Origin of the sequence: Micromonospora sp. NPDC050276, assembly GCF_044459545.1 — a bacterium.
Taxonomy (GTDB): domain Bacteria; phylum Actinomycetota; class Actinomycetes; order Mycobacteriales; family Micromonosporaceae; genus Micromonospora.
Window position 1 is genome coordinate 62,194 of sequence record NZ_JBITJA010000004.1, and the last position, 26,034, is coordinate 88,227.

At 72.3% G+C, this 26,034-nt stretch carries 28 protein-coding genes and 1 riboswitch; of the genes, 10 read left to right on the plus strand and 18 right to left on the minus strand.

All coding sequences use genetic code 11. The features are described from left to right. The first annotated feature begins 47 nt into the window (after positions 1 to 47). Entirely contained in the window at positions 48 to 482 is a 435-nt protein-coding gene (locus ACIBF8_RS09195; protein WP_396782461.1) for an Lrp/AsnC family transcriptional regulator, read from the plus strand. 10 nt (positions 483 to 492) lie between these two features. Here the strand turns inward: ACIBF8_RS09195 and ACIBF8_RS09200 are convergent, their stop codons facing one another. From ACIBF8_RS09200 to ACIBF8_RS09210, 3 genes are all read right to left on the minus strand, one after another. Then, positions 493 to 1,464, minus strand: coding sequence for a DNA polymerase domain-containing protein (locus tag ACIBF8_RS09200; RefSeq protein WP_396781856.1), 972 nt, complete (start codon positions 1,462 to 1,464; stop codon positions 493 to 495). A 105-nt stretch (positions 1,465 to 1,569) separates the two neighbouring features. After that, positions 1,570 to 1,731 carry a hypothetical protein gene (locus ACIBF8_RS09205; protein WP_396781858.1) on the minus strand — a complete coding sequence of 54 codons (162 nt, stop codon included), beginning with the start codon at positions 1,729 to 1,731 and terminating at the stop codon, positions 1,570 to 1,572. Between the two features lie 173 nt (positions 1,732 to 1,904). Beyond that, positions 1,905 to 2,144, minus strand: a complete 240-nt coding sequence (locus tag ACIBF8_RS09210) for a hypothetical protein (RefSeq protein WP_396781859.1) — start codon at positions 2,142 to 2,144, stop codon at positions 1,905 to 1,907. A 124-nt stretch (positions 2,145 to 2,268) separates the two neighbouring features. Between ACIBF8_RS09210 and ACIBF8_RS09215 the strand changes: the two genes are divergently transcribed. The 3 genes from ACIBF8_RS09215 to ACIBF8_RS09225 all read left to right on the plus strand — a co-directional run bounded on the left by ACIBF8_RS09215 (position 2,269) and on the right by ACIBF8_RS09225 (position 4,433). Continuing rightward, the gene (locus tag ACIBF8_RS09215; protein ID WP_396781860.1) at positions 2,269 to 3,000 is read left to right on the plus strand and encodes a histidine phosphatase family protein; all 732 of its coding nucleotides are present in this window, start codon (positions 2,269 to 2,271) and stop codon (positions 2,998 to 3,000) included. After that, positions 2,984 to 3,853, plus strand: coding sequence for an NAD(P)H-hydrate dehydratase (locus tag ACIBF8_RS09220; protein ID WP_396781861.1), 870 nt, complete (start codon positions 2,984 to 2,986; stop codon positions 3,851 to 3,853). Before ACIBF8_RS09215 ends, ACIBF8_RS09220 begins: the two co-directional genes overlap by 17 nt. A gap of 79 nt (positions 3,854 to 3,932) precedes the next feature. Continuing rightward, complete coding sequence (locus ACIBF8_RS09225; RefSeq protein ID WP_396781862.1) at positions 3,933 to 4,433, plus strand: hemerythrin domain-containing protein; 501 nt, start codon at positions 3,933 to 3,935, stop codon at positions 4,431 to 4,433. Positions 4,434 to 4,551: 118 nt separating this feature from the next. Here the strand turns inward: ACIBF8_RS09225 and ACIBF8_RS09230 are convergent, their stop codons facing one another. Both ACIBF8_RS09230 and ACIBF8_RS09235 read right to left on the minus strand, forming a co-directional pair. Further along, positions 4,552 to 4,686, minus strand: coding sequence for a hypothetical protein (locus ACIBF8_RS09230; protein ID WP_396781864.1), 135 nt, complete (start codon positions 4,684 to 4,686; stop codon positions 4,552 to 4,554). Next, positions 4,683 to 4,991, minus strand: coding sequence for an SDR family NAD(P)-dependent oxidoreductase (locus ACIBF8_RS09235; protein WP_396781866.1), 309 nt, complete (start codon positions 4,989 to 4,991; stop codon positions 4,683 to 4,685). Before ACIBF8_RS09235 ends, ACIBF8_RS09230 begins: the two co-directional genes overlap by 4 nt. 149 nt (positions 4,992 to 5,140) lie before the next feature. Then, positions 5,141 to 5,230, plus strand: a riboswitch (ZMP/ZTP riboswitch). A gap of 19 nt (positions 5,231 to 5,249) precedes the next feature. Here ACIBF8_RS09235 and ACIBF8_RS09240 point away from each other — a divergent pair. Then, entirely contained in the window at positions 5,250 to 6,686 is a 1,437-nt protein-coding gene (locus ACIBF8_RS09240; protein WP_396781868.1) for a glycine hydroxymethyltransferase, read from the plus strand. Positions 6,687 to 6,848: 162 nt separating this feature from the next. Here the strand turns inward: ACIBF8_RS09240 and ACIBF8_RS09245 are convergent, their stop codons facing one another. The 6 genes from ACIBF8_RS09245 to ACIBF8_RS09270 all read right to left on the minus strand — a co-directional run bounded on the left by ACIBF8_RS09245 (position 6,849) and on the right by ACIBF8_RS09270 (position 13,210). Next, positions 6,849 to 7,109, minus strand: coding sequence for a hypothetical protein (locus ACIBF8_RS09245; protein ID WP_091397680.1), 261 nt, complete (start codon positions 7,107 to 7,109; stop codon positions 6,849 to 6,851). 67 nt (positions 7,110 to 7,176) lie between these two features. Beyond that, positions 7,177 to 8,514, minus strand: coding sequence for an aminotransferase class I/II-fold pyridoxal phosphate-dependent enzyme (locus ACIBF8_RS09250; protein ID WP_396781870.1), 1,338 nt, complete (start codon positions 8,512 to 8,514; stop codon positions 7,177 to 7,179). A gap of 3 nt (positions 8,515 to 8,517) precedes the next feature. Next, positions 8,518 to 9,621, minus strand: a complete 1,104-nt coding sequence (locus tag ACIBF8_RS09255) for an alpha-hydroxy acid oxidase (RefSeq protein ID WP_396781872.1) — start codon at positions 9,619 to 9,621, stop codon at positions 8,518 to 8,520. Continuing rightward, positions 9,614 to 10,645, minus strand: a complete 1,032-nt coding sequence (locus ACIBF8_RS09260; protein ID WP_396781874.1) for an alpha/beta hydrolase — start codon at positions 10,643 to 10,645, stop codon at positions 9,614 to 9,616. Before ACIBF8_RS09260 ends, ACIBF8_RS09255 begins: the two co-directional genes overlap by 8 nt. Positions 10,646 to 10,652: 7 nt before the next feature. Beyond that, the gene (locus tag ACIBF8_RS09265; protein ID WP_396781876.1) at positions 10,653 to 11,864 is read right to left on the minus strand and encodes a cytochrome P450; all 1,212 of its coding nucleotides are present in this window, start codon (positions 11,862 to 11,864) and stop codon (positions 10,653 to 10,655) included. Between the two features lie 68 nt (positions 11,865 to 11,932). Beyond that, positions 11,933 to 13,210 carry an SGNH/GDSL hydrolase family protein gene (locus ACIBF8_RS09270; protein WP_396782463.1) on the minus strand — a complete coding sequence of 426 codons (1,278 nt, stop codon included), beginning with the start codon at positions 13,208 to 13,210 and terminating at the stop codon, positions 11,933 to 11,935. A 314-nt stretch (positions 13,211 to 13,524) separates the two neighbouring features. On the opposite strand from ACIBF8_RS09270, the gene ACIBF8_RS09275 reads away from it, so the two are divergent. After that, positions 13,525 to 15,081, plus strand: a complete 1,557-nt coding sequence (locus ACIBF8_RS09275) for an AMP-binding protein (protein WP_396781877.1) — start codon at positions 13,525 to 13,527, stop codon at positions 15,079 to 15,081. Beyond that, on the plus strand, positions 15,078 to 16,301 hold the full coding sequence (locus ACIBF8_RS09280; RefSeq protein WP_396781878.1) for an MFS transporter: 1,224 nt from the start codon (positions 15,078 to 15,080) through the stop codon (positions 16,299 to 16,301). The genes ACIBF8_RS09275 and ACIBF8_RS09280 overlap by 4 nt, the downstream gene beginning before the upstream one ends. A gap of 73 nt (positions 16,302 to 16,374) precedes the next feature. On the opposite strand, the gene ACIBF8_RS09285 is transcribed toward ACIBF8_RS09280, so the two are convergent. Continuing rightward, the gene (locus tag ACIBF8_RS09285; RefSeq protein ID WP_396781879.1) at positions 16,375 to 16,884 is read right to left on the minus strand and encodes a pyridoxamine 5'-phosphate oxidase family protein; all 510 of its coding nucleotides are present in this window, start codon (positions 16,882 to 16,884) and stop codon (positions 16,375 to 16,377) included. Between the two features lie 106 nt (positions 16,885 to 16,990). Here ACIBF8_RS09285 and ACIBF8_RS09290 point away from each other — a divergent pair, with 106 nt between their 5' ends. The 3 genes from ACIBF8_RS09290 to ACIBF8_RS09300 all read left to right on the plus strand — a co-directional run bounded on the left by ACIBF8_RS09290 (position 16,991) and on the right by ACIBF8_RS09300 (position 19,792). Then, on the plus strand, positions 16,991 to 17,914 hold the full coding sequence (locus tag ACIBF8_RS09290) for an aminoglycoside phosphotransferase family protein (RefSeq protein WP_396781881.1): 924 nt from the start codon (positions 16,991 to 16,993) through the stop codon (positions 17,912 to 17,914). Positions 17,915 to 18,121: 207 nt separating this feature from the next. Continuing rightward, the gene (locus tag ACIBF8_RS09295) at positions 18,122 to 19,060 is read left to right on the plus strand and encodes an exo-alpha-sialidase (protein ID WP_396781882.1); all 939 of its coding nucleotides are present in this window, start codon (positions 18,122 to 18,124) and stop codon (positions 19,058 to 19,060) included. Positions 19,061 to 19,099: 39 nt separating this feature from the next. Continuing rightward, positions 19,100 to 19,792 (plus strand): SGNH/GDSL hydrolase family protein, encoded by a 693-nt coding sequence (locus ACIBF8_RS09300; protein ID WP_396781883.1) that lies wholly within the window; start codon positions 19,100 to 19,102, stop codon positions 19,790 to 19,792. Between the two features lie 72 nt (positions 19,793 to 19,864). Here the strand turns inward: ACIBF8_RS09300 and ACIBF8_RS09305 are convergent, their stop codons facing one another. From ACIBF8_RS09305 to hppD, 6 genes are read right to left on the minus strand one after another with little or no spacing between them, the layout of a single operon-like run. Then, positions 19,865 to 21,226, minus strand: coding sequence for a hypothetical protein (locus ACIBF8_RS09305; protein ID WP_396781884.1), 1,362 nt, complete (start codon positions 21,224 to 21,226; stop codon positions 19,865 to 19,867). Continuing rightward, a complete protein-coding gene (locus ACIBF8_RS09310) occupies positions 21,223 to 22,191 on the minus strand; it encodes an alpha-ketoacid dehydrogenase subunit beta (RefSeq protein ID WP_396781885.1) in 969 nt (322 codons plus the stop codon). Before ACIBF8_RS09310 ends, ACIBF8_RS09305 begins: the two co-directional genes overlap by 4 nt. Positions 22,192 to 22,219: 28 nt before the next feature. Beyond that, on the minus strand, positions 22,220 to 23,191 hold the full coding sequence (locus ACIBF8_RS09315) for a thiamine pyrophosphate-dependent dehydrogenase E1 component subunit alpha (RefSeq protein WP_396781887.1): 972 nt from the start codon (positions 23,189 to 23,191) through the stop codon (positions 22,220 to 22,222). Then, positions 23,188 to 23,979 carry a DUF3050 domain-containing protein gene (locus ACIBF8_RS09320; RefSeq protein ID WP_396781889.1) on the minus strand — a complete coding sequence of 264 codons (792 nt, stop codon included), beginning with the start codon at positions 23,977 to 23,979 and terminating at the stop codon, positions 23,188 to 23,190. The genes ACIBF8_RS09315 and ACIBF8_RS09320 overlap by 4 nt, the downstream gene beginning before the upstream one ends. A 1-nt stretch (position 23,980) precedes the next feature. Then, positions 23,981 to 24,889, minus strand: a complete 909-nt coding sequence (locus ACIBF8_RS09325; protein WP_396781890.1) for a phytanoyl-CoA dioxygenase family protein — start codon at positions 24,887 to 24,889, stop codon at positions 23,981 to 23,983. Further along, positions 24,886 to 25,977, minus strand: a complete 1,092-nt coding sequence (gene hppD, locus ACIBF8_RS09330; protein ID WP_396781891.1) for a 4-hydroxyphenylpyruvate dioxygenase — start codon at positions 25,975 to 25,977, stop codon at positions 24,886 to 24,888. Before hppD ends, ACIBF8_RS09325 begins: the two co-directional genes overlap by 4 nt. Between the last annotated feature and the right edge of the window lie 57 nt (positions 25,978 to 26,034).

The following is a 26,034-nucleotide window of genomic DNA, read 5'->3' on the forward strand; positions in this document are numbered from 1 at the left end:
CGCACCGGGGCGCGGGATCGGGACGATCGGCCCGAGGCCTGGACGAGGTGGACCGGCGGATCCTCGACGAGCTGGTCCGCGACGGTCGGACGTCGGTGCGCACCCTCGCCGAACGCATCCACATCTCCCGCACCAACGCGTACGCGCGGGTGGAGCGACTGATCCGCGACGGGGTGATCACCGGGTTCCACGCCCAGGTGGCGCCCGAGGCTGCCGGGCTGGGCACCTCGGCGTACATCGCGCTGACCATCGAGCAGAACACCTGGCGGGAGGTGTCGGCCGAGCTGGCCCAGGTGCGCTACATCGAACACGCCGCGCTGCTCGGTGGCGACCACGACGTCCTCGCGCTGGTGCGCGCGCCGGACAACGCCGCGCTGCGCGACGTGGTGCTGGGCCGGGTGCAGAGCATTCCCGGGGTGCTGTCCACCCGCACCTGGCTGGTCTTCGAGGAGTTCGACGGGGCCGGCAGCCCCTGGGCGTGACCGCAGCGGCTCAGCGCTCCGGCGGGGCCTCCAGCCCGTCGCGATCGGCCAGCTCCAGTAGCGGTTCCAGCGAGTGCCGGTCGCCGTCCAGGCCGGCGTGCGGGTCGCCGCGCTCGGCGAAGCGGGCCGGCATGCTGAGCACGTCGAAGTCCTCCGGGCGGACCTGGTCCAGCTCCGACCAGTCCAGCGGCGCGGAGACCAGCGCGGCCGGCGTCGGCCGGATCGAGTACGCCGAGGTCACCGTGTGGTCCCGGGCCATCTGGTTGTAGTCGACGAAGACCGGCCGGTCCCGCTGCTCGCGCCACCAGGTCGTGGTGACCAGGTCCGGCAGCCGGCGCTGCATCTCCCGGCCCAGCGCGAGCACCGCCCGACGGCACTCACCGAAGCTCCACCGCGGCTCGATCGACAGGTAGACGTGCAGGCCCCGACCGCCGGTGGTCTTCGGGTAACCGGTCATGCCCAGCTCGGCGAGGAACGCCCGCACCTCGTGCGCCACCGGCACCACCTGCTCGAAACCAACGCCGGGCATCGGGTCCAGGTCGATACGCAACTGATCGGGGCGCTCCACGTCGGCGGCGGTGACCGGCCACGGGTGGAAACGCAGGGTGCCCAGGTTGGCCGCCCAGATGACGACGGCCAGCTCGCTCGGCGCGACCTCGTCGGCGGTACGGCCACTCGGGAAGGTGATGTGCGCGGTCCGTACCCACTCGGGCGCGCCGGCCGGCAGCCGCTTCTGGTAGAACGCATCACCCCGGTTGGTCTGCCGGGTCGCGATCGTGGCGCCCTCGAAGACGCCGCGCGGCCAGCGCTCCAGCATCGTCGGCCGGTCCCGCAGCGCGCGCAGGATGCCGTCGCCCACCGCGAGGAAGTAGCGGACCACGTCCAGCTTGGTCAGCCCGCGTTCCGGGAAGTACGGCTTGTCGGGGCTGGAGACGCGGACCAGCCGCTTCCCCACCTGGATCTCCTCCGCCGCGGTGGCCACGCCCCCGAGGGTACGACGCCGGCGGGCGTCTGGCGGCCACCGGCCGCAGACCAGCGGGGCGCGGCGCGCGGAGCGGGCTGGCCGGCGGTCGACGCCGTCGCCGGGTCAGGTGATCAGCAGGACGCCGGCCAGGATCAGCGAGATGCCCAGGCGGTCCGTGTAGTCGCCGCCGTCGACCGCCACCCACACCGCCGTGGCGACCGCGACCAGGACGGCGGCGATCAGGAACAGCAGCAGCGCTTCCCGCAGACCCCGGACGACCGTCATCGTCGACCCACCCCTCCGTCTCGGGGCGGCCGGCCGCCCCGGACGGACGTTGTTCACCATCGACCTGTCGCGGCGCTGTCCCGAACCGGACCGGCCGTGCGGGTTGCGGTACGCGCCGGCGGATGCCGGTCACCGACCGGCATCCGCCTCCGCCCGGGCGGGGTCCTCCGCAGTCAGCGCTTCTCCTGCTGCATCCGTGACATCAACATTTGCTTGCCCTGATCACCCGCCTTCCGGCTGCCGTCCTGGATCATGCGGAACCAGTTGGCCAGCTCACTGTCGCCACGCTGCTCGGCGTCGGCGATGTACGTGTCCATGCGGTACACGTTCTCCAGCGACATCTGCAGCGCGCGGATCAGGTCGTAGTTCTTGTCCTTCACCGGGCTGATCTGCTCCTTGGCCATGGTCGCCATGGCGCACCTCCCCTGTCGGCTCTCGACGAAGCCCGCGCTTACCCGGCTGGCCGGTGTTCACGCCCGCGCCCGCGCGCGCCGGTGCCGCGGTTACCGGCCGGCCGGGCCGGGTAGGGGGTGGCGCATGGCCGAACTGGCAACCTTGTGGATCATCCGGCATGGGGAGAGCACGGCGAACGTCGCGGCGACCGAGGCGGAGGCGTCCGGCGCCGACCTGATCGGGCTCAACCACCGTGACGCCGACGTGCCCCTCTCCCCCACCGGCGAAGAGCAGGCCCGCGCCACCGGCCGCTGGCTGGCCGGGCTTCCCGCGGACCGACGTCCCGACGTGGCGGTGGTCTCGCCGTACCTGCGGGCGGTCTCCACCGCCGAGCTGGCCCTGCACGGCACCGGGGTGCCGGTGAGCCGGGACGAGCGGCTGCGCGACCGGGAGCTGGGCATCCTCGACGGCCTCACCGGGCACGGCGTGCAGCGGCGCTTCCCGGAGGAGGCGGAGCGCCGTACCCGGCTGGGCAAGTTCTACTACCGGCCGCCGGGCGGCGAGTCCTGGACCGACGTGGCGCTGCGGCTGCGCACGCTCCTCGGCGACCTCCGCCGGGACCACCAGGGCCAGCGGGTGCTGCTGTTCGGCCACGACGCGCTGGTCCTTCTGCTGCGCTACCTGGTGGAGGGGCTGACCGAGCCGGACCTGATGGCGCTGACCCGCCACCACGTCATCGCCAACTGCTCGATCACCCACTGGTCCGCCGATGCGCAGGGCCGGCTCACGCTGGGCGGGTTCAACGAGGTCGGCCACCTGCGCCAGGAGGGCGCCAAGCCGACCAGGGAGGACGAGATCCATGCCGAGCCGGTCTGAGGTGAAGGTGATCACGCCGGGGCTGCTGCGGGACTGGGCGCTGCCGGTGCCGGTCGGCGGAAAGGAGAGCCGGGGCACCGTGTTGGTGGTCGGCGGCTCCCGCTTCACGCCGGGCGCGGTGCTGCTCGCCGGGGTGGCCGCGTTGCGCGCCGGCGCCGGGGTGCTCCAGCTCGCCGCCGCCGAGTCCACCGCCGCCGCGCTGAGCATCCAGGTGCCCGAGGCGCTGGTGGTCGGTCTGCCGGAGACCGCCGACGGCGCGGTGGCCGCCGACCGGGACGGCCAACTCGGCGACCTGGTCGGGCAGGCCGACGTGGTGGCGATCGGGCCGGGCCTGAAGGCGATCGACGAGACCAACCGTCTGCTGGGCCTGGTCCTGGAGGCGGCCCGGCCGGACACCTCGCTGGTGCTCGACGCGTACGCCCTCGGTGCGCTCAGCCACGCGCCGGACCTGCTGGTCGGCTCGGGCCGGCCCGTCGTGCTCACCCCCAACGTCACCGAGGCCGGTCACCTGCTCGGCCGGGACCCGGGCGACGACCTGGACGCCGAGGCCGCCGAGTTGGCCACCAGGTACGAGGCGGTGGTCTCGCTGTACGGGCACGTGGCCGCCCCGGACGGGCGGGGTTGGCGGGAGGAGAGCGGCGACGCCGGGCTGGGCACCTCCGGCAGCGGAGACGTGCTCGCCGGATTGCTGGCCGGGTTGCTGTCCCGGGGCGCCGACCCGGCGCAGGCCGCCTGTTGGGGTTCGTTCGCGCATTCGGTGAGCGGCCAACGGCTGGTCCCCCGCTACGGCCGGATCGGTTTTCTGGCTCGGGAGTTGCTCGACGAGATCCCCCGCACCCTGGCCATGGTCTGAGCCGGTTTCACCTGTTTCCGCATGCGGCCTCGGGGTACCGGAACCACACCAGCCGAGACTTTTCAGGGAGGTCATGCCGGTGTCGACCGATGCCATCGTCCTGCTCAAAGAGGACCACAAAGAAATGCGCCGCCTGTTCAAGGCCTTCCAGGACGCCGAGGAGGGGCCGGCGAGCCAGCGGCAGAAGCTGGTGGACCAGATCCTGGAGGCGCTGACGGTGCACACCTATCTGGAGAACGAGGTGATGTACCCGGAGGTCCGCCGGCTGTTGCCCGACCTGGAGGACGACATCCTCGAGTCGTACGAGGAACACCACGTCGCCGACGTGCTCTGCGCCGAACTGGCCAGCATGGACGCCGAGGACGAGCGCTTCAACGCCAAGACGACCGTGCTGATCGAGAACGTCACGCACCACGTCGAGGAGGAGGAGCAGGAGTGGTTCCCCAAGGTCCGCGACGCGCTGGGCCGCAAGCAGCTCCAGGAGATCGGCGAGAAGATGATCGCACTGCGCGCGGACGCGCCGCGTACCCCCACCGCGCCGAAGGCGATTAAGAAGGCGCTCGACGCAGTAACGGCCTAACCCCCGCCCCGCCCTCCCCCGCGATCTTGCACTTTCTGTTGTTGGTTAGCGATATTGCGTGACGTTCTGTCCCGACAGAAAGTGCAAGATCGCGAGGGGGTGGGGCGAGGGCGAGGGGTCAGTTTCCTGATCCGGGCTCGGCCATCCGGCGGTGCTGCTCGGACTTGAGCTGGTCCGGGATGATCTTGCCGGCGGCGGTCTGCACCTTGTTCAGCAGCGAACCGGCGGTGACCGTCTGATCACCCTTCATCATCGCGGCGAAGCCCTGGGCGGCGACCTGCGCCGGGTCGTCCTTCTTGCCGCAACCCACCCGGGTGCCCTCCATGTCGGCGCGGTCGAAGTCACGCCCTGCTCGCGGGCCAGGTCGACGCGGACCGACCAGATCTGCGGGCCGCCGTCGCGGCGCAGCTTCTGTGCCGCCAGCTCGATGCCGTCGTCCTCGGCGGCGATGACCAGGTCGAAGCCGTGCTCGAGGAACTGCGCCGCCAGCTCGTACCCGATCCCGCTGGAGGCCCCGGTCACCAGGGCGAGCGGGCGGTCGGAGGTGGGTATGGTCATGTTCTCGACTCCTTCTGTGCGAACCCTGGCCGCACCCTCGACGGAGCGGTGGTCACCTACCGTGTGCCCCGCGACGCACCGCCCAATCACGTCGGCGGGGTCGCCTCCCGGAGGGCGGCCCGAACGGCCGGTTCCGGCCCGGTAGGATCGGCCCGGGCCGTTACTGGCGCGTGGGGATGGAGAACCATCGGGGAGCGGCCTCGTCACGTGGACGTTTGCCGAGCGCCTGGGCCTTCCCGCTTGTCTGTTGGAGGTCGCATGTCCCGCAACGCCGAGTCCACCGCATTCCGGAGTGCCCTCGAGGTGATCCGGGCTGTCGAGCCGCGGGTCGCCGACGCCATCGGCGCCGAGCTGACCGACCAACGGGAGTCGCTCAAGCTGATCGCCAGTGAGAACTACGCCTCCCCGGCGACCCTGCTGGCGATGGGCAACTGGTTCAGTGACAAGTACGCCGAGGGCACCGTCGGCCGTCGCTTCTACGCCGGCTGCCAGAACGTCGACACCGTCGAGGCGCTCGCCGCCGAGCACGCCCGGGAGCTGTTCGGCGCCGCGCACGCGTACGTGCAGCCGCACTCGGGCATCGACGCCAACCTGGTGGCGTTCTGGGCGGTGCTGGCCGACCGGGTGGAGTCCCCCGCCCTGAAGAAGGCCCAGGTCCGTCAGGTCAACGACCTCACCGAGGCCGACTGGTTCGCGCTGCGGCGTGAGCTGGGCAACCAGCGGATGCTCGGCATGTCGCTGGACGCCGGTGGCCACCTCACCCACGGCTTCCGGCCGAACATCTCCGGCAAGATGTTCGACCAGCGCAGCTACGGCACCGACCCGGCGACCGGCCTGATCGACTACGACCGGGTGGCCGAGGCGGCCCGCGAGTTCAAGCCGTTGATCCTGGTGGGCGGCTACTCGGCGTACCCCCGGAAGGTGAACTTCCGGATCCTGCGCGAGATCGCCGACTCGGTCGGCGCCACCTTCATGGTCGACATGGCGCACTTCGCGGGCCTGGTGGCCGGCAAGGTGTTCACCGGCGACTTCGACCCGGTGCCGCACGCGCACATCGTCACGACCACCACGCACAAGTCGTTGCGCGGCCCGCGTGGCGGCATGGTGCTCTGCCAGCCGGAGCTGGCCGACCAGGTGGACCGGGGCTGCCCGATGGTGCTTGGCGGTCCGCTGCCGCACGTGATGGCCGCCAAGGCGGTCGCGCTCGCGGAGGCCCGCCGCCCCGACTTCGCCGACTACGCGCAGCGGATCGTGGACAACGCGCAGGCGCTCGCCGAGGGGCTGCTGCGCCGGGGCGCGAAGCTGGTCACCGGCGGCACCGACAACCACCTGGTGCTGATCGACGTGTCCGGCTACGGGCTCACCGGCCGGCAGGCCGAGCAGGCTCTCCTGGACTCGGGCATCGTCACCAACCGCAACTCGGTCCCGCAGGACCCGAACGGCGCCTGGTACACGTCCGGCATCCGGATCGGCACCCCGGCGCTGACCACCCGGGGCCTGGGCACCGCCGAGATGGACCAGACCGCGGAGCTCATCCACACCGTGCTGGCCCAGACCACCGCCGGCGCCAATGCCGACGGCACCCCGTCGAAGGCGAAGTACACCCTCGACCCCGACCTGGCCGACAAGGTCGCCCGCCAGGCCACCGACCTGTTGGCCGCCCACCCCCTCTACCCCGGCATCGACCTGAGCTGAACGCCCCACCCGCCCCACCCGCCCCGCCAGACCGCCCTCGTCGATCATGGAGTTGTGGTGCCCGATAAGGGCTGGTGCACGACTTTCGTCCACCACCACAACTCCATGATCGACCAGGCGGGGTGAGGGCCGGGCGGCAGGGGCCGGCCCAGGGCGGCGGGCTCAGGCCATGGGGCGCTTCAGGTGGTAGCGGTGGACCTCGGTGCTGCCCTGGACGTTGTTCACGTCCTCGGCGGCGGAGACCAGCTCCCACCCCTCCCGGCCGGCGCGGTTGAGGTGCGCGATGGCGGTGTCGCCGTAGGCGGTGATGTCCTTGCGGGACCCGTCCGGCGCGTACCAGACGAACGAGACGTGAAAATTGCGGCCCTGTCCCTGATAGCGGCGGACGAGCAGGGCGTACTCCCAGGCAACCATGCGGCTTATTATGACCGTCCAACCAGGACGGCGGCAGGCGGGTCGTCGCGCATTGCCATCCGATGAACGCGGTGTGTCAACCCGCCCGGCGGGCCAACTCGTCGGTGATCAGCGCCGCGAGGCGATCCAGCCCGACGTCGATCTGCTCCGGCGTCACCGCGCTGACCGACAGCCGCAACGCGCAGACCGGCGCGGTGTCGTCGTAGAAGTGCGCCATCGGCGTCCACAGCACTCCGTAGTCACGCGCCGAGCGGCCCAGCAATGCGTCGTCGACCGGGAACGGCACGGTCACCACCACGAAGAACCCGCCGGCCGGCACCGTCCAGCGCACCGGGGCCAGCCGGTCGGGCTGGTCCGGCACGGCCGGAAAGCGCCGGGTCAGACCAGCCACCAGGTGGCGCATGTTCCGGGTGTACGCGGCGCGCTCCCGGTCGTTCGTGGCCACCAGGCTGCATCCGTGCTCCAGCAGCCGGCCGCCGATCACCGCCTGCGCGATCGGCGACGTGTTCACCGTGACCATGCTCTTGATCATGGCGAGTTGGTCCGCGAGCGGGCCGACCTGACCGTCCGCACCGGCCACCCGCTGGTCGGCGACCACGTACCCGACCCGTGCGCCGGGGAGCACGGTCTTGGCGAACGAGCCGAGGTAGACCACCCGCCGCTCGGTGTCCAACGCCTTGAGGGTGGGCGGGCGCGGCCCGTCGTCGCTGTGGAACAGGCCGTACGGGTTGTCCTCCAGCAGCAGCAGATCCTCCTCGGCGGCCAATTCCAGCAGCCGTCGTCGGTGGGCGGTGTCGATGCTGACGCCGGAGGGGTTCGCGAAGTCGGGCATCAGGTAGCAGCCGCGCGGCCGTAGCCCCGCCGCCCGCGCCCGGCGCACCTGGGTCACCAGGTCGGCCAGGTCGATTCCGGCCGACCCACCGGCGACCGGCCACACCGGCAGATCCACCAGCCGGGCGGCCCCGGTCAGCCCGACGTAGGTCGGGGCCACCGTGAGCAGCACATCCGTCGGCCCGGCCCGCAACGCCCGCAGCACCAGGAACATCGCCTCCTGGCACCCGACCGTCACCACCACGGCCTCCGGGTCGACGGTGATCTGCTCGTCCACGGCCAGGTTGCGGGCGATCAGGTGGTGCACGATGCCCTTGGTCCGGCCGTATTGCAGCAGGAGCCGCCGGGCCTGCTCGGGTGAGTGCCCCAGGTCGTCGACGAGGTGCCGGTGGAAGGTGTCCAGGTGCCGGTGCACCGCCGCGAGGTCGAAGAACTCCTCGTACGGCCGGCCGGCCGCGAGGGACACCGCCGCCGGATAGCGCTCGGACACCTCGTTGAGGAAGTTCATCGAGGTCAGCGCCGGGTCCCCCAGCGCGGGGTGCAGGTCGGCGACGGTCAGGTCGACCGGTTCGGCGGCGGTCACCACTCAACCCACCCGGACCGTGCGCAGGTCGCCGGCCGCGGCCGTGTCCGCGCAGCCGGCCAGGGTGAGCGCGTCGGTCAGTTCGGCGGCGAGCAGCCCCAACGCGTCGCGGGCGGCCGGCTCGCCGCCGACGGCGAGGGCCCAGAGCAGCGGCCGGCCGACGAGCACCCCGGCCGCCCCCAATGCCAGCGCCCGCAGCACGTCGGTGCCGCCCCGGATGCCGCTGTCCAGTAGCACCTGGCACCCGTCCCCGACTGCGTCGACGACCTCCGGCAGCATGGTGACGCTCGCCGGGGAGCCGTCCAGCTGCCGTCCGCCGTGGTTGGAGACGACCACCGCGTTCGCGCCGACCCGTACCGCCTCGGCCGCGTCGCGCGGGTCCAGCAGTCCCTTGACCACCAGCGGCAGGTCGATCTGCGCACGCAGCCACGCCAGGTCCGCCCAGCGCAGCGCTGGCGCGAACGACGCGGCGGTGTGCGCGGCGATCGCGGACACCCCGGGAGCACCGGAGTGCGCCAACGCGTCGCGACCGTCGGGCAGGTTCGCGGCGACCACCTCGGCCGGCAACCGGAACGCGTTGCGCAGGTCCCGGGGCCGTCGACCGAGCACCGGAACGTCCACGGTCACCACCAACGCCCGGCACCCGGCCGCGACGACCCGGTGCAGCAGGTCGCGGACGAGACCCCGGTCGCGTAGCCAGTAGAGCTGGAACCAGACGTCCGCGCCCGCGCCGGCCACCTGCTCGATGGGGGTGCTGCCCAGCGTGCTTGCCAGGTACGGGATTCCGGCCGCACCGGCCGCTGCGGCCAGACCCCGCTCACCGTCCGGGTGCACCAGCCGCTGGTACGCCATCGGTGCCACCCCGACCGGCAGGGCGTACCGGCGGCCGAGCAGTTGGGTGCCGAGGTCGACGGTGTCCACCCCGCGCAGCACCCGGGGCAGCACCGCGATCTGGTCCAGCGCGCGGCGGTTGGCGGCGAGGGTCACCTCGGATGCGCTGCCGCCGGCCAGGTAGTCCCACACGTCCGGTGGCAGCACTGCTCGGGCCCGCTCGGCGTAGTCGGCGAGCGACACGGCCGGCGGGTCGGTCAGCACACGCTCACCCATCGCCCGCCGCCGTGCCCGTCGCGGCCGCCGGCTCGGCCGGCTCATCCACCTGGCCCGGCCGGGCGGCTTCGACAGGCTCGCCCGGCCCGGCCGGCAGCCCGAAGCGTTCCCGGAGGAACGCCGCCGCGCTCCCCTGCGCCCGCCGCCCGTCGGTGAAGGCCCCCGGCATGGCGAAGAACCCGTGGATCATGCCCGGGTAGTGCTCCAGCCGGGTGGGCACACCAGCGTCGCGCAGCCGCTCGGCGTACCGCTGCCCCTCGGCGCACAGGGGGTCCAGCTCGGCGGTGACCACCAGCGCCGGCGGCAGTCCGGACAGGTCGTCGGCGAGCAGTGGCGAGGCCAGCGGATCCCGGGCGTGCGCCGGGTCGGCCAGGTAGTGCGTCCGGTACCAGGCGACCGAGCGGCGGTTGAACAGCGCCGGGTCGTCGTCCCCGCTCGGGCCATCCGACTCGCCGCTCTGGTCGGTGTTCGGGTAGACCAGCAGCTGCGCGGTGAGTGCTGGCCCGTCCGTGCGGCAGAGCAGGGTGACCGCCGCGGCCAGGTTTCCGCCGGCACTGTCGCCACCCACCGCCAGCCGGGTCGGGTCGACGCCCAGCCGGTCGGCGTGCCGGGCGATCCACGAGGCGGCGGCGTGACAGTCGTGCACCGCGGCCGGGAAGGGGTGCTCCGGGGCGAGCCGGTAGCCGACGGTGATCACCTGGCAGGGCACGGCGTTGGCCAGCCGCCGGCAGATGCCGTCGGCGGTCTCGATGCTGCCGAGCGTCCAGCCGCCGCCGAAGAAGTACAGCAGGGTGGGCAGCGGACCCGACCCGGCCGGCCGGTACACCCGCAGCGGCAGTTCCCCGCCGGGGCCGGGGATCCGCTCGTCGCGTACCTCGGTCACCGGCTCGACCGCGCCGCTGCCGGCGCGGATCGCGGCCAGGTCCGCGGCGCGCGCCTGGCCGAGGGTCTGCGCGTACAGCGGTGGGGTGCCGGCCGCCGCACGGGCCGCCCGGTACGCCGCCACCTCCGGGTGCAGGGCCATGTCGCTCCTATCCACCAGCGCTGACCAGCAGCTTGTCGATGCCGCGCAGGAACAGGCTGCCGCTGTACGTCGGCGTCTCGGTGACCGTCAGCGCGGGGAACCGGGCAAACAGCCGGGGCAGTGCGAGGCGCCCCTCCAACCGCGACACCGCCGCGCCGAGGCAGAAGTGCAGGCCCACCCCGAAGGCCAGCGACGGAGGGCCGGGACGGGTCGGATCGAAGGCGTCCGGGGCCGGGAAGCGGGCCGGATCCCGGTTGGCCGCCCCGATCATGATCAGCACGTTGGCGTCCTTGGCGACCGGCACCCCGTCCAGCACGGTGTCGGCCGGCGCGGCGCGGGCCAGGAAGTGCACCGGGCTCGCCAGGCGCAGCACCTCGTCGACGCAACCCTGGGCCAGTGTCGCGTCGGTGGGCAGCGCCGCGACCGTCTGCGGGTGGGCCAGCAGCAGCGGCAGCCCGTTGCTGAACATGTAGACGGTGGTGACGAAGCTGGCGTTGAACAGCACGATCAGGTTGCTGATCAACTCCTCCTCGGTCAGCTCCACCTCCCCGGAGTCGAGCGCCTCGACCAATCCGCTGAGCAGGTCGTCGCCGGGCGCCCGGCGGCGGTGCCCCAGCAGCTCCCGGTAGAAGACCCGCAACTCCTGCGCGGCGGTGTTGGCCGCGGCGAGCCGCTGTGGGGTCTTCCCGGCCACGTCCAGGAACTCGTCGATCCGTTCCACGCACTCGCGGTACCACTGCAGGTCTTCGGCCGGAATGCCGATGAACTCGGCCATCACCAGGGCGGGAATCGGGTACGCGAAGTCGGCCACGAAGTCGACCACGCCGGCCCCGGCGTCGGCCATCCGGTCCAGCAACTCGTCGACCACCCGCAGGATCACCGGTTCCAGCGAGTTGAGGCGGCGCGGCGTGAAGGTGCGGGAGAAGACGTGCCGCATCCGGGTGTGATCGGGCGGGTTGACGAACATCATCGAGGTCTGGAAGGTCCGCAGGATCTCCTGCTCCTCCCACCCCGGCGGCGGCTGCTTCGTCCACTCCGGATCGCGCAGCAAGCCGTCGATGAGGTCGTAGCCGACCGCGACCGCGGCCACCGTCCGGTGCTCGGGGCGCGCCGGCATCGCGCTGATCGGGCCGAGCCGGTGCAGCTCGGCGTACCACGGGTACGGGTCCTGCCTGCCCTGTTCGCTGTACAGGCCGGTGAGTATCTCCTCCACGTCCACGGTCAACTCCTCCCCGCCGATGTCGGTGGCCGGGGACGACGGGGATCACCCGTCGCCCCCGACCGATGTCACAGGTCGAGCAGCCGCAGCGGCACCGCGTTGGCCAGTGCCTGGTTGCCGGCGTCGTTCGGGTGGATGTGGTCCCCCGAGTCGTACGCGGGCAGCAGTTGGCTGGGCCGGGCCGGGTCGCGCAGCACCCGGTCGAAGTCGAGCAGCCCGTCGAACTCCCGGCTGCCGCGCAGGTACGCGTTCACCGACTGGCGGGTGGCCTCCTTCTGCGGCGTCCACACGCCCGGCGCGCCATGGCCCTCGTACGGCGTCAGCGTGGCCACGAGGCTGGTCAGCCCACGCTGCTGGAGTTGCTGGTTGATCTGCCGCAGGGTGGCGATGATCGCGTCGGGTGAGTCGTTCGACATCCAGATGTCGTTGATGCCCAGGTGGGTGACGACGGTGCGCACCCCCGTCTGGCCGAACACGTCCTCGTTGAGCCGGGCCGCCGCGTTCGGGCCGAGCTGGTAGTAGCCGGGGTAGTTGCCGTCGCCCGGCTCGGTGCCCTCGTGGTTGAGCCGGTTGCCGGCCAGGCTCAGGTTGAGCACGCCCGGGGTGCGCTTGTCCGGCCGGTCGGCGAGCAACCGGTCGGAGAGCAGGTCGGGCCAGCGCCGGTTGGCGTTGACGGTGCTGCCGTTGCCGTCCCCGATGGAGTCGCTGAGCACGACCAGCGCGCCGGGGCTGCCCTTGCGCTGCACGTCGACGCCGGAGAGGAAGAACCAGCAGCAGGTGGGACGGGTGGTGAACCCGGTGCCCTCGGCCGCCCCGGTGAGATCCCCCGCGCCGATGAAGTTGGCCTGCTGGGACTGCCCGTGGAAGGTGGTCGGGCCGGTCGGCGTCGGGAAGTGCAGGGTGACCACCAGGTCACTGTCGTCCGCGACCGGGAAGGCCAACGCGTCGCTGAGAAGTTCCGCACCCCGGTTCATGGTCGCCGAGGCGGCTCCGGTGAAGGTCAACGGGCGCACCGACGTCGCGTCGATGTCGGAGAGGTCGTCGGGGGTGGCGGTGTTCGGCCGGGCGACGGTGGCGCGGCCGACCGTGACCGCCTGCTCGCCGTACAGGTTGCTCAGACGTACCCGCAACGCCGGGCCGCCCACCGAGACGTGCACGATCATCCGGACGCTCTGGTTGTTGAGGCCGGTGTTGGTCAACCCGACCGAGTTGCCCCGGGTGACCGCGGTGGCCCAACTGCCCGCCCACTCGGTGCGGTCCGGCCGACCGGCGGTGGTCCCGGACGGACCGGCGCTGGCGACGACGGCGGGTGCGCCGACGACCAACAGCGCGGCCGCGGCGGCGATGACATGCCATCTCTTCGGGGTTGCCGTTGCCATGGAACCTCCATCGTGTGGCAGCCCAGGGCCGTCCGCTGACGGCGCCCGCCTGGACGATGGTCCAGAAACCTAGCCGCCGCCACTGATGGGCGTCAATCAACCTGATCGACGCGATCAAATGTCCGGCGGGCCGCTCGGATCGCCCGTCCGGCACGGTTCCTACCAGCCGTTTCCGGCCTAGGCTTCCAGTCGGCGGCGGTGCGGTCGCCCGAGCGCGCCACCCGTCGCGTCGTTCCCGGGAGGTGCCCGGGGACTGCCGCTTCTCGGATGGGGGCTGCCGGATGACTGACGGACCCGGGCACACGACCTACGTGGACAGGGTGTTGGACCTCTTCGCCGAATTCGGCGACCGGGAGGCGTTGGTCGGTGCCGGTCGCCGACTCAGCTACACCGAGGCCGCCGCTCTGGTCCGGGCGATGGCCGCGACGCTGACCCGGCACGGCGTACGGCCCGGGTCGGCGGTGCTGGTGACCGTCGCGAACGCGGTGGAGGGCCCGCTGCTCCAGCTCGCCCTGCATCTGCTCGGCTGCCGGACGATGTGGGTGGCCCCGGTCACCGCACGCCGGGAGGTCGACGAGTTCATCCGGTTGGCCCGCCCCGACGCCCTCGTCTACGACGCCCGCGACCCGGCCAGCCTGGGTCCGGAGTTGGCCGCCGCGCTGCCCGGCACCCCGGTGTGCTGCCTGGGCGCGGGGGGCGCCGGCCCCGACCTCACCGCCGCCGCCCCGGCGACGCAACTGCCGCCGCTCGTGCCGGCGCCCGAGTCGTTCCTGCAGACCAGCGGCACCACCGGCAGCCCCAAGCTGGTGCACCACCGGGAGAGTTTCTACGCCCAGGTCCTCACCCTGGCCGCCGACTTCCGCGCCGCCGGGTTCCCGCTGCTGCGGCACCTGTCGCATTCACCGATGTGGTTGGCCAGCGGTCAGATCACCACCCTGTTCAACCTGTTCACCGGCGGGGTGCTGTTCCTGCGCGACGACTGGGACCCGGTGGCCTTCGTGGACACCGTGCAGCGGGAGCGGATCAACTCGACCTTCGTCACGCCGCCGATGCTCTACGAGGTGTTGGACCACCCGGCGCTGGTCGGCGCGGACTTCTCCGCCATGTTCATGTTCAACGTGGGCGCCGGGCCCGCCGCGCCCGCCCGGCTGCGCCAGGCCATCGCGCGGTTCGGTCCGGTGCTGCGCATCGTGTACGGCCTCAGCGAGGCGGTCGTGATCACCGCGCTGCCCGGCTTGACCGACGACCCGGAGCACCCGGAGCGGCTGCGCTCCTGCGGGCGGCCCTACGGCGACGTCCGCATCGAGATCCGCGACGACGACGGCGTGGTGTTGCCGACGGGCCGCGACGGCGAGGTGTGGGTGCACACCCGACTGAGCTTCGCCGGCTACCACGGTCAGCCGGAGCTGACCGCGCAGACCCTCGTCGACGGTTGGGTGCGGACCCGCGACATCGGCCACCTCGACGACGACGGCTACCTCTACCTGGTCGACCGGGCACACGACATGATCGTCACGCACCGGCGGAACTGGGCGATCTTCTGCCGGCCCGTCGAGGACGTGCTGATCGGGCACCCCCAGGTACGCGCCGCCGCCGTGATCGGCGTACCGGACGAGACGGTCGGCGAGGTGCCGTACGCGTACGTGGTGCCGGCCCCGGGCGCGACCGTCACCGGGGCGGAGCTGATCGACCTGGTGACCGCCGACCTCAACGAGATGTGGGCGCCCGCCGGGGTGGAGTTTGTCGACCGGCTTCCGGTGAACCGGTCGATGAAGGTGGACAAGCGGGCACTGCGCGAGCGGTACGCGGCCCGTCGGGCGGCGGCGGTCGGGGCGTGACCCCCCGCCGGCAACTGGTTGTCCTGGTCAGCGCCGACCTGATCTCCAACCTGGGCACCCGCATCTCGGTGGTGACCATTCCGTGGCTGGTGCTGGTCACCACCGGCAGCCCCACCAAGATGGGCCTGGTGGCGTTCGCCGAGACCCTGCCGTACCTGTTGTCCAGCGCGTTGGGCACGCCCTGGGCGGACCGGATCGGCCTGCGCCGGACGTCGATCCTCTGCGACGGCGGCAGCGCGGTGGCGATGGTCGTCGTCGCGCTGACCCCGTGGCTGGGTTTCGGGGCGCTGGTGGCGCTGGTCGCGCTGGCGGGCGCGCTGCGGGGCATCGGGGACCGGGTGAAGCACGTGATGTTCCGACCGGTCGCGGAGGCCGCCGGAGTGCCGCTGATCCGGCTGACCTCCGCGTACGACGGGTTGAGCCGGGTGGTGACCCTGTTCGGCGCCGCCGTGGGCGGCGTGTTGATCGCCGCGTTCGGGGTGACCGAGGCGATCCTCATCGACGCGGCCAGCTTCGGCGTCTGCGCGCTGCTGATCGGCGTCCTGGTCCGCCCGCCGGCCGCCCCCACGCAACCCGCCCAGCCGGAGAGCTACCTGCGCGCGCTGCGCGGCGGGTTCAGCTACCTGGGTGGGGACCGTCCGCTGCTCGGCATGCTGGTCGTCATCTCGGCGCTGAACATGGTGGCCAACGCCAGCGTGGCCGTCTACATCCCGGTCTGGGTCGCCCGGGAACTGCCCGGCCCGAGTGGGCTGGGTCTGGTGCTCGCGGCGTTCTCGGCGGGCGCGCTGCTGGGCAACCTGGTGTTCACCGCGCTCGGACCCCGGCTGCCCCGACGGTTGACGTTCCTGCTCGGCGCGCTGGTCGCCGGTACGCCCCGGCTGGTGGCGCTGGCGATCAGCGACGAACTGCCGGTGGTGCTGGTGGTGACGTTCCTGTCCGGAATCGGCATCGCGGCGGTCAACCCGCTGCTCGGGGTGGCGCTCTACGAGCGGGTGCCGCCGGAGTTGCAGACCCGGGTGATCGGCATCGCCGGTTCGTTGGCCTTCGTCGGGTTGCCGGTCGGCGCACTGCTCGGCGGCTGGTCGGTGGACGCGCTGGGGCTCACCCCGGCCCTGCTGACCATGGCGGCGGCGTGCCTGCTGGTCACCGCGTACCCGCTGGTGGCCAGGACGTCCGCCCCGACGACGCCGGCGAACGCCACTCCCGTCACCACACCCTGACCCCGCAGCCTGACTCGCGGGTTCCGTCCGCGACGCCGCCCGGCGGGTCCGGCACTCGGGGTCGTCAGCGTCCTCAGCGACGCCAGAACTGCCGTGGCGCGAACCCGTCCCGTCGTAGCCAGTGCTCGGTGTAGACAATCCGCTCCGCCTCAACGACCACGAGTGTGTCTCCAGGCGGCTCGGACAGCGGTCGCCCGCGCTCGGCGTGCTCGTTCTCCCATCGGACCGCCGCCCAGTAGTGCGCACGGTCCGGATGCTCCGGGTCAAGCACCTTGGCCGTTCCGAACAGTTGGGCACCACGGCTGCTGGCCAGACCGACCAACGGTGCGAAGATGCCGACCGACACGCGCGGGTCGGCGGCGATGTTGCGCATCTTCGGCGAACGTGGCGCGGCGGTGAAGAGCACCGCGAAGCCGAGCGGGTAGTAGCGCACCGGGGTGGCCAGCGGTCCGTCCGGACCCGTGGTCGCGAGCACACACATGTTCTGCGACGACAGGAGGTTGAGCAGGCGCTCTTCGAGCCGTTCACGATCGAGCCGCTTCGTCGGCGTGGGCCCGGTCAACCACGGATTCGTCAACGGCACCTGGTGTCCTCGATCATGGCGAGCACCCTACCCGCTGGGCCGACCCAGCCGCTGTGCCCGGACAAACCGGTTGCGCTGCGAGCCCGGCTGCCACAGGCTCGGACCGATGAACGCGCAGCCGCCACCCGGCGTACCGGTGGCCAACGACGACGTGGCCGACCGGATCGATGCGGCCCTGGTCCGCCGCCTGGTGGCCGAACAGTTCCCGCAGTGGGCGCACCTGCCGGTCCGCCCGGTCGAGGTCGACGGCTGGGACAACCGCACCTTCCACCTGGGCGCGGAGATGACCGCACGGCTGCCCAGCGGCACGGGGTACGCCCTCCAGGTCGCCAAGGAGCAACGCTGGCTGCCGATGCTCGGGCGACAACTGCCGGTGCCGATCCCCGCGCCGCTGGGGCACGGCCGGCCCGGCGCCGGTTACCCGTACCCGTGGTCGGTCTACCGGTGGATCGACGGGCAGACCGCCCGAGCCGAGCGGATCGACGACCTGACCCGGTTCGCCACCGACCTCGCCGGCTTCCTGCGCGCCCTGCGCGGCATCGACGCCACCAATGGCCCGGCTGCCGGCCCGCACAGCGCCTGGCGGGGCGGCCCGCTGTCCACGTACGACGCGGAGACCCGGGCGGCGATCGAGACGCACCGCGACCGGCTCCCCGCTGACGTGGTCACCGGCATCTGGCAGGCCGCCCTCGACGCCACCTGGGCCGGGCCGACGGTCTGGTTCCACGGCGACGTCGCGGAGAGCAACCTGCTGGTCCGCGACGGCCGGCTGGCCGCCGTCATCGACTTCGGCTGCTGCGGCGTGGGCGACCCCGCCTGCGACACCGTCATCGCCTGGACCCTGCTGTACGGCCCCAGCCGGGCCGCCTTCCGCTCGGCACTCGGTCTGGACGACGCCACCTGGGCACGAGGACGGGGCTGGGCGCTGTGGAAGGCACTGATCACCCTGGACGATCGGGACCCGGCCAAGGCCGGCCAGGCCCGGCACGTGCTCGGTGAAATCCTCGCCGAGCACAGCGTGGCCCACTGAACCCGTACCGGCTGAGGCCGGTCAGCGGCCGGCCGGAGCCGGAGTGACAAGTTCGGCACGGCAGCGCGGGCAGCGCAGCCATCGTGCCGAGACGCCAACCCGACAGCGCCCGCGCGGTGTTCGTCGGACGTTCGACTGCTGGCCGCGTGGGCGTCGGCGGGGGCGTCTAGCGTCGGCCGTCGTCACCGCACCTGGAGGTCGCCGCGTATGACGTCGTCACCCGCCCGTCACCTCACCGCCGAGCTCACCGCCGTGCGCCGGATCGGCGACAGCGCGCCGCACAGCGCGTTCACCGACCTCATCCGGCACGCCGGGCAGTGGTTCTGTGCCTTCCGGGAGGCCCGGACCCACCTCAGCGACGACGGCGTGCTCCGGGTGCTGACGTCGACCGACGGCCGGTCGTGGACCCCGGCTGCCGTTCTCCGGCAGGCCGGCGTCGACCTGCGCGACCCGCGTTTCGTCGCGCGACCCGACGGGCGACTGCAACTGCTCGCCGCGGCCGCCGTCGGCGAGGCCACCAAGACGTTCCAGACGGTGACCTGGCTCTCCACCGACGGGCACGCCTGGGGCGATCCGACCCCGGTCGGTGAGGCGGGCGTCTGGGTGTGGCGGGCGGCCTGGCACGACGGCGCGATGTACGGCGTCGGCTACGCCACCCGGGAGCCGAGGTTCGCCCGGCTCTACCGCAGCACCGACGGGATCGACCTTCAGCCGTGGGTGCCCGCGTTGTTCGAGGACGGGTACCCCAACGAGTCCGGGTTGGTCTTCGACCCGGACGGCACCGCCCGCTGCCTGCTGCGGCGCGACACGGCCACCGCGAGCGCGCAACTCGGCACGGCCCTGCCGCCGTACCGGGAGTGGACCTGGACCGACCTGGGTGTCCAGGTGGGCGGGCCGACGCTGCTCCGGTTGCCCGACGGGCGGCTGCTGGCCGGGGTGCGCCTGCACGACGGCGCGGTCCGCACCGCGATCTGCGTCGTCGACCCGGACCGGGGCGAGGTGACCGAGCTGGTGGCGCTGCCCTCCGGCGGCGACACCAGCTACCCCGGCCTGGTCTGGCACGACGACCTGCTGTGGGTGAGCTACTACTCGTCACACGAGGGACAGACCTGTGTCTACCTGGCCGAGGTCAGCCTGACCGGCTGAGCGTGGCCGGGCAGCCCGCCGGTCGGTTAGCGTGCCGGGATGCCATCGACGCTCACCGAATCGACGGACCCGTACTGTCTGCGCCCCGGGGAGGCCGCCGAACTGCTGCGCGAGCACCCGTGGCGGCGGTTCGTGGCACTCGGCGACAGTGTCGTGGAGGGCATGTGCGAGCCGACACCGGGCTACCCCGACGTGCAGTGGGCCGACCGGATCGCCGCCGAGCTGACCGCCGTCCGCCCCGAGCTGGCGTACTCGAATCTGGGTCGGCGTGGGCTGCGTGCGCACCAGGTGCGGGCCACCCAGCTCGCGCCGGCGCTGGCCTTCGAGCCGGAGCTGGCGCTGGTGGTCTGCGGCGGCAACGACGCCTTCCACCCGGCGTACGACGCGGACGCGGTGGACGCCGAGCTGACCGCGATGATCACGGCGCTGCGCGACGCGGGCGCCGACGTCATCACCGTGGGCATGTTCGACGTCTCGCACAGCCCGGCCGTCCCCGAGGCGCTGCGCCCCGGCCTCGGCGAGCGCATGCGCCGCCTCTCCGCCCACACGGCAACCCTGGCCGAACGCCTGAACACGATCCACGTGCACCTGACCGACCATCCCCTAACGGCCGACCCCACCCTGTACAGCACCGACGGCCGCCACGGCAGCGCCCGCAGCGACGCCATCGCAACGGCGGAAACCCTCCGCGCCCTCGCCCCCCGGACCCACCTCCCTCCTCCACCCCGGTGATCAAGAGGTTTGCGTCATCAGGCCCGGCGTGTCGTGACCGAAACCTCTTGATCACCGCGGCAGGGCGGGGGGTCAGTCGTGCAGGAGGATTCCGGTTAGGAGGACTCCGTGGGCCAGGTTGAGGATTCCGTCGCAGCCCGGGTAGCCGACCCTCGCCAGGCCACCGGAGGCGTGGCGGCCGAACAGGTACGGGGCCAGGGAGTACGGGACGTCGGCCGTCACCGTCTCACCGGTCTCGATCTGGACGAAGTCCATCGACACCCGGTCGGTCGGCAGGTACTCCTGCAGGATCGCGCCGCCCTGCTCGACGGCGGCCCGCAGACCGTCGGCCCAGTCCGCCGCGCTCAACTCCGGGCCGAGCATCACGCCGTGCCCGGCCGAACCGTCGGCCGGCTTCGCCACCAGCGTGGCCTGCTCGGCGAGGGCCCGGTCGAGCACCGCGGCGGTCAACGGCACCGTGTACGGCACGTGCCGGCGGATCAGCGCCTGGTCGTCGGCGGCGAGACCGTCCACGTCCTCCCACAGCCAGGCGAACGTGGTCTTGTTGCCGAGCAGCCACGCCGCCGCCGACACGAACATCGGCAGGGTGCCGGCCGCGAGGGCCAGGGCCACCGCGTCCAGGCCGGCGGTCGGGGTGACCCGGTTGGGCACGAAGAGCCGGAACAGCGCGTCCACCGGCGCACCGGCGACGACCAGGCGGTTGTCGGCGTCCAGGGTGGCGGTGGACACCGGGGCGATGACCAGGTCGATGCCGAAGTCCCGGGCCCGTACGGCGAGGGGGTCGAGGATCCGGATGAACGTCTGCGGGTCGTCGAGGCCCGGGTAGTCGGCGTCGAAGTCCATCAGCAGCGCCACCCGGGCCCCCTCGGGTAGCCGCAGCTCCTCGCGGATCGCCACGAACCGTTGGTCGAGCAGGGACGGCGCGGCCCGCACCGGCAGGGCGTCGAGGATGCCCTGCTCCTGGTAGAGGCGCGCGAACCGTTGGATGACGGTGTCGGCGTCGAACCCGCCGCCGAGGCTGCTGTCGATGTTGTACTCGACGAACTTCGGCACCCCCTCCGAGAAGATCACATCGGGCCGGTACGCGGCGGCCAGCAGCGCCTCGGTCAGCGGCTCCGACTCGTCCAGCAGGCGGGTCTCCCCCGCCGGTACGTCGAGCAGCCGGCGCAGCTCACCGGCGGTACCGGCCCGACGACGGCAGGCGTCGAGGATGAGTTGGGCGAGCCGGTCGCAGACCTCGTTGAGCTCCCGCCAGGCGTCGGCGGTGAGCACCGGGGGTCGGGCCAGTCGCCACTGCTTGTTGTAGGTGGCTCGACCGTGGAAGACCTGCTCCCAGGCCGCCGCCCCACTGGCCACCAGGGCCGAACGGGCCGGCTCCGGCAGGTCGGCCCAGGCCCGGTCGGCCGCCGGCCACGGATAGTTCGGGTCGATCATGATGAGTCCTTCATGGTCAGGTGGATGGCGGTGGCGAGCTGGTCCCGGCCGGGCTGGACGGCCCGGTCCAGTGCCGGGGCGAACGGCAGCACCGCCCCGTCCGGTCGGGTGACCCGGCGCGGCGGGGCGAGCAGCCGCACCCGTTCCACCACCGAGGCGATGATCTCGGCGGCCATTCCGCAGGAGCGGTTGGCGTCGTCGAGCACCACGAGGCGTCCCGTGCGGGCCACCGACTCGGTGAGACCGTCGATGTCGAACGGGTACAGTGTGCGCGGGTCGAACACCTCGACCGAGACCTGGTCGGCCAGCTCCTCGGCGACCGCGAGCGCGTCGTGCACCAGGTGCCCGATCGCCACCACTGTCACGTCGTCGCCGAAACGGCGTATCCGGCCCCGGCCCAACGGCACCGGCACCAGGTCGTCGACGTCGTCGCGCACGTCCATCGCAGCGGCCGGGGCGAACACCACCACCGGGTCGTCGTGCCGGATCGCGGTGACCAGCAGCCCGTACGCGTCGGCCGGGGTGGCCGGCACGACGGTGACCACGCCGACGTGGGCGAAGAGGCTGTACGGGTGGTCGGAGTGCTGTCCGGCCCAGCCGGTCCGCGAGCCGGAGCCCGGCACCAGGTAGGTGACGGGAACGCTGCACTGGCCGCCGGTCATCAGCGGGAACTTGTGCGCGTGGTTGACGATCTGCTCGAAGACCAGGAACAGCAGCGACGGGATCTGGAACTCGATCACCGGCCGCAGCCCGGCCAACGCCGCGCCGGTGGCGAAGCTGGTGAACGCCTGCTCCGACAGCGGGGTGTCCCGGACCCGTTCGGTCCCGAACCGCTTGGCCAGCCCGGTGGTCACCAGCGACGCCCCGACCTGGATGTCCTCGCCGAGCAGGAACACCGCCTCGTCGCGGGCCAACTCGTCGGCGAGGGCCCGGGTCAGCGCGCGGCGGTACGACAGTCGGGGCACCTCAGCCACCTCCGGTGGGCACGGTCATTCAGCCACCTCCGGTGCGGGCGGTCAGACCGCTGGCGTACAGGTAGGTCAACGCGTCGGCGGGGTCGGGTTCCGGGCTGTCCAGGGCGAACCGCACCGCCGCGTCGAGGGTCGCCTCGACCTCGGCGTCCACGGCGGAGCGGTCGGCGGCGGACAGGCGCTCGCCCTGGATCCGGACCGGGTCCCGGGCCCGGGCCCGGGTCACCTCGTCGGGTGGTCGGTAGTCGAGGCGTACCGCGTGTTCGAAGGTGTGGTGGGCGTCGAAGCGGTAGGTCCGGGCCTCGATCAGCTCGGGGCCGCCGCCGGCGCGCATCCGGTCGACGGCGGTGGCCGCGGCGACGCGTACCGCCTCGGCGTCCTGGCCGTCGACTCCGACGGCCGGGATGTCGAACGCGGCGGCCCGGCCGGCGACGCTGCCGGCCACCGCGCCGGCGACCGGCATGGTGGTGGCGTAGCCGTTGTTCTCGCAGACGAACAGCACCGGCACCCGCCAGAGCGCGGCCAGGTTGAACGCCTCCAGCAGCATCCCCTCGTTGACCGCGCCGTCACCGAAGAAGCTCACCCCGACGGTGTCGCGGCCCCGGCGGCGGTGGGCCCAGACCGCCCCGGTGATGATCGCCCCGGAGGCGCCGACGATCGCGTTGGCGCCGAGCACGCCGAGGCTCAGGTCGGCGGCGTGCATCGAGCCGCCCCGGCCGGCGTTGAGGCCGGTGACCCGGCCGCACAGCTCGGCGAGCATCCGGGCCGGGTCGGCCCCGCGGGCCAGCACGTGCCCGTGGCCACGGTGGGTGCCGGCGAGCACGTCGTCGGGACCCAGTGCCGCGCAGACGCCGGCGGCGATCCCCTCCTGACCGAGGTACGGGTGAATGCCGCCGACGATCTGCCCACCGTGGACCAGCTCCACCGCCCGTTCTTCGAACCGGCGGATCAGCCGGACCGTGCGGTAGAGCCGGACCGGGTCGGCGTCGCTCATGCGGGGCCCTTGATGGCGGCGAGGATGTCGTCCCAGAGCCGGCCCCGAGCGGCGAGGGCGGTGTTGACCGTGTCGGCGCACTCCTGCCACTTGGTGTCGTCGTCGCCGCACAGGTCGGCGAGCATCTGCATGGCCATCGGGGTGTGTTGTTCGCCGTCGACCTCGATGTGCCGCTCCAGGTAGTCGACGAAGGTGTGCAGCCGGTTGCTGTGCTCGTTGACCGCGACGACCTGGGTGAACATGTCCGGGATCAGGTCCTCCCGGCCGAACGCGAAGGCCGCCGCCTGACAGTGCACCGGGGTCGACTCGATGATCTGCCAGGTGGTTGCGGCGAACGCGGCGGACGGCGCCGGCACCCCCGCCTCGGCGAGGGCGTCGCGCACCGGTCGGCCGGTGCGCAGCAGGTCGATGAGGGCGTTCACCGCCGTGGTGTCCGCGCCGGCCTCGCCCATGCCCCGCACGTACAGCTCGAAGTGACTGATGTAGCCGCCGCCCAGCTCGTCGCTCTCCTCCACCATGACGATGTCGTTGATGAGGCGGCGGCTGCCGGTCGGACCGGTCGGGATCCACGGCACGGTGACGCAGGTCAGCTGCCGCTGCAACGACTTCAACAGGGACATGAAGTCCCAGACCGCGAAGACGTGGTGCTCCATGAAGGTGACAAGCGCCTCGTGGCTGTCCAGGTTGGCGTAGAGCGGGTGCTTGACCACGGCGTCGCGCCGCTCGGTCACCGCCTCTTCCAGCCGCTCGATGCCCGGGTGCGTCTTACCCCAGTCGTACCGTGACATGTCAGCCTCCCTGCTGGGCGCGGTGGCGCCAGATGACCGGGCAGTAGTCGGGGTCCGCGTAGTCCGGCCGCCCGTCGTGGGTGCGGCGGACCAGCACGTCGTGGTTGTACGCGGCGAGCGTCCCGTCGGAGAGCGGGTACTCCCGCCAGGCGTTGTCGCCGTCCTGCAGGTGCAGGGAGATCGCCTGTCGGGGCCGACCGCTGACGTTGGGGCCACTGCCGTGGTAGGTGCGGCAGTGGTGGAAACTCACGTGTCCCTTCGGGATCACCATCGGGATCTTGCGGATCTCCGCGCCGTTGTACGCGGCGTTCTCGGCCAGCATCTCCTCCAGCTGGCTGCGGTCCCGGTCGGCGAAGTGCCGCACCACGGTGTCGTCCGCGCCGATCTCCTTCCACCGGTGCGAGCCGTCGACCATGGTGATGGTGCCCATCTCCTCCCCGCAGTCGTGGAAGGGGATGAACGCGGTGAGCATCTTCTCCGACGACGAGGACGCCCAGTAGTGCTTGTCGAAGTGCCAGGGCACGATGTTGCTCGGCTCGCCGGAGATCGGCGGCTTGTAGATCAGCGTGGACTGGAAGACCCGGATCTCGTCGGCCTGGGCCAGCCGGGCGGCGACCGCGCCGATCAGCGGTTTGCGCAGGATCGCGCCGAGCCCGTCATGTTCGTGGTGGACGTAGTCGTTGTGCCGCTGCACCGGCCCCTTCGACGGGTCCCAGTAGGCCAGCTTCGGTGGTCGCACCGGCAGCCGACGGTCCCGCTCCCCGTCGTAGTAGCGCTGCGCGGCGGCGGCGAGGGCGTCCACCTCGTCGTCAGTGAACACCTTCTTGGACAGGTACCAGCCGTGCTCGGCGTAGTGCCGCACGTCGTCGTCGGACGGCAGCAGCGCCTGCTCCGCAACCGTCAAGCTCACGCCCCCACCCCCTGTGGGGTGGCCGCCACGGCGGCCAGTTCCCGCTCCTTGGCCTCGTAGAGCGCCTTGATGTTGCCGCTGCCGAAACCCCGCGCCCCGCGCCGCTCGATCAGCTCCAGGAAGAGCGTGCGGCGCACGTGCATCGACTCGGCGAAGATCTGCAACAGCTGACCGTCGTGGTCGGAGTCGACCAGCACACCCAGCTCGCGCAGCCGGTCCAGCGGGGCGTCCACCCGACCGACCCGCGCCTCCAGGGCGTCGTAGTAACTGGCGGGGGTGCCGGCGAAGCGCACCCCACGCCGGCCCAACGCCTCCACGGCGGCCACGATGTCGTCGGTGCGCAGCCCCAGGTGCTGCACACCCCCACCGGCGTGCTGGTCGAGGAACGCGTCGATCTGCCCCGGCCGCCGGGTGTGATCCGGTTCCAACAGCACCACGGTGACCCGCCCGGACGGGCTCTGCACCACCTTGGAGTTCATCCCCTGCCCGTCGACCTCGATGTGCTCCTCGAAGATCTGCGCGAAGTCGAACAGGGCCTCGAAATGCCGGACCGTCTCGTCGAGCTGACCGGGCGGTACGCAGACCGCCAGGTGGTCGATCTCGGCGAGCACCGGCCGATGGTCGTCCTGGGTGGATGCCGCCGGGGTGATGGCGCCGGGCAGGAACTCGCCCCGGTCACCCCGGCGCTGCACCAGCCGGTGCCGCACGTCGGCGAAGCCGTCCACCTCGGCGAACACCACCTCGGCGTCCGCGCCGGTGCGGGTGGTCGGCGGCGTCACGCCGGTCGCGCCCCGGCCCACCAGCTCGGCGTACGCGGCCGACACGTCGTCGACCTCGACCGCGACGACCGCGATGCCGTCACCGTGGCGCTGCACGTACCGCGCGGCCGGATGCTCGGCGCTCAACCCGGAGGTGAGCAGCAACCGGATGTCGCCGTGGCACAGCAACAACGAGCGCTGCCCCGCCAGCCCGGTCTCCGGGCCGCCCTGGCCACAGACCTCGAAACCGACGGCGGTACTGAAATAGAAGGCCGCCTGTCGGGCGTCCCCCACGTAGAGTTCGATGTGGTCGATACCACGGATGTCCATGTCCCCTGAAACCCTTCCCACCCGGTTCCCCCCGTAATGCCGTCCGGACACCCCGTC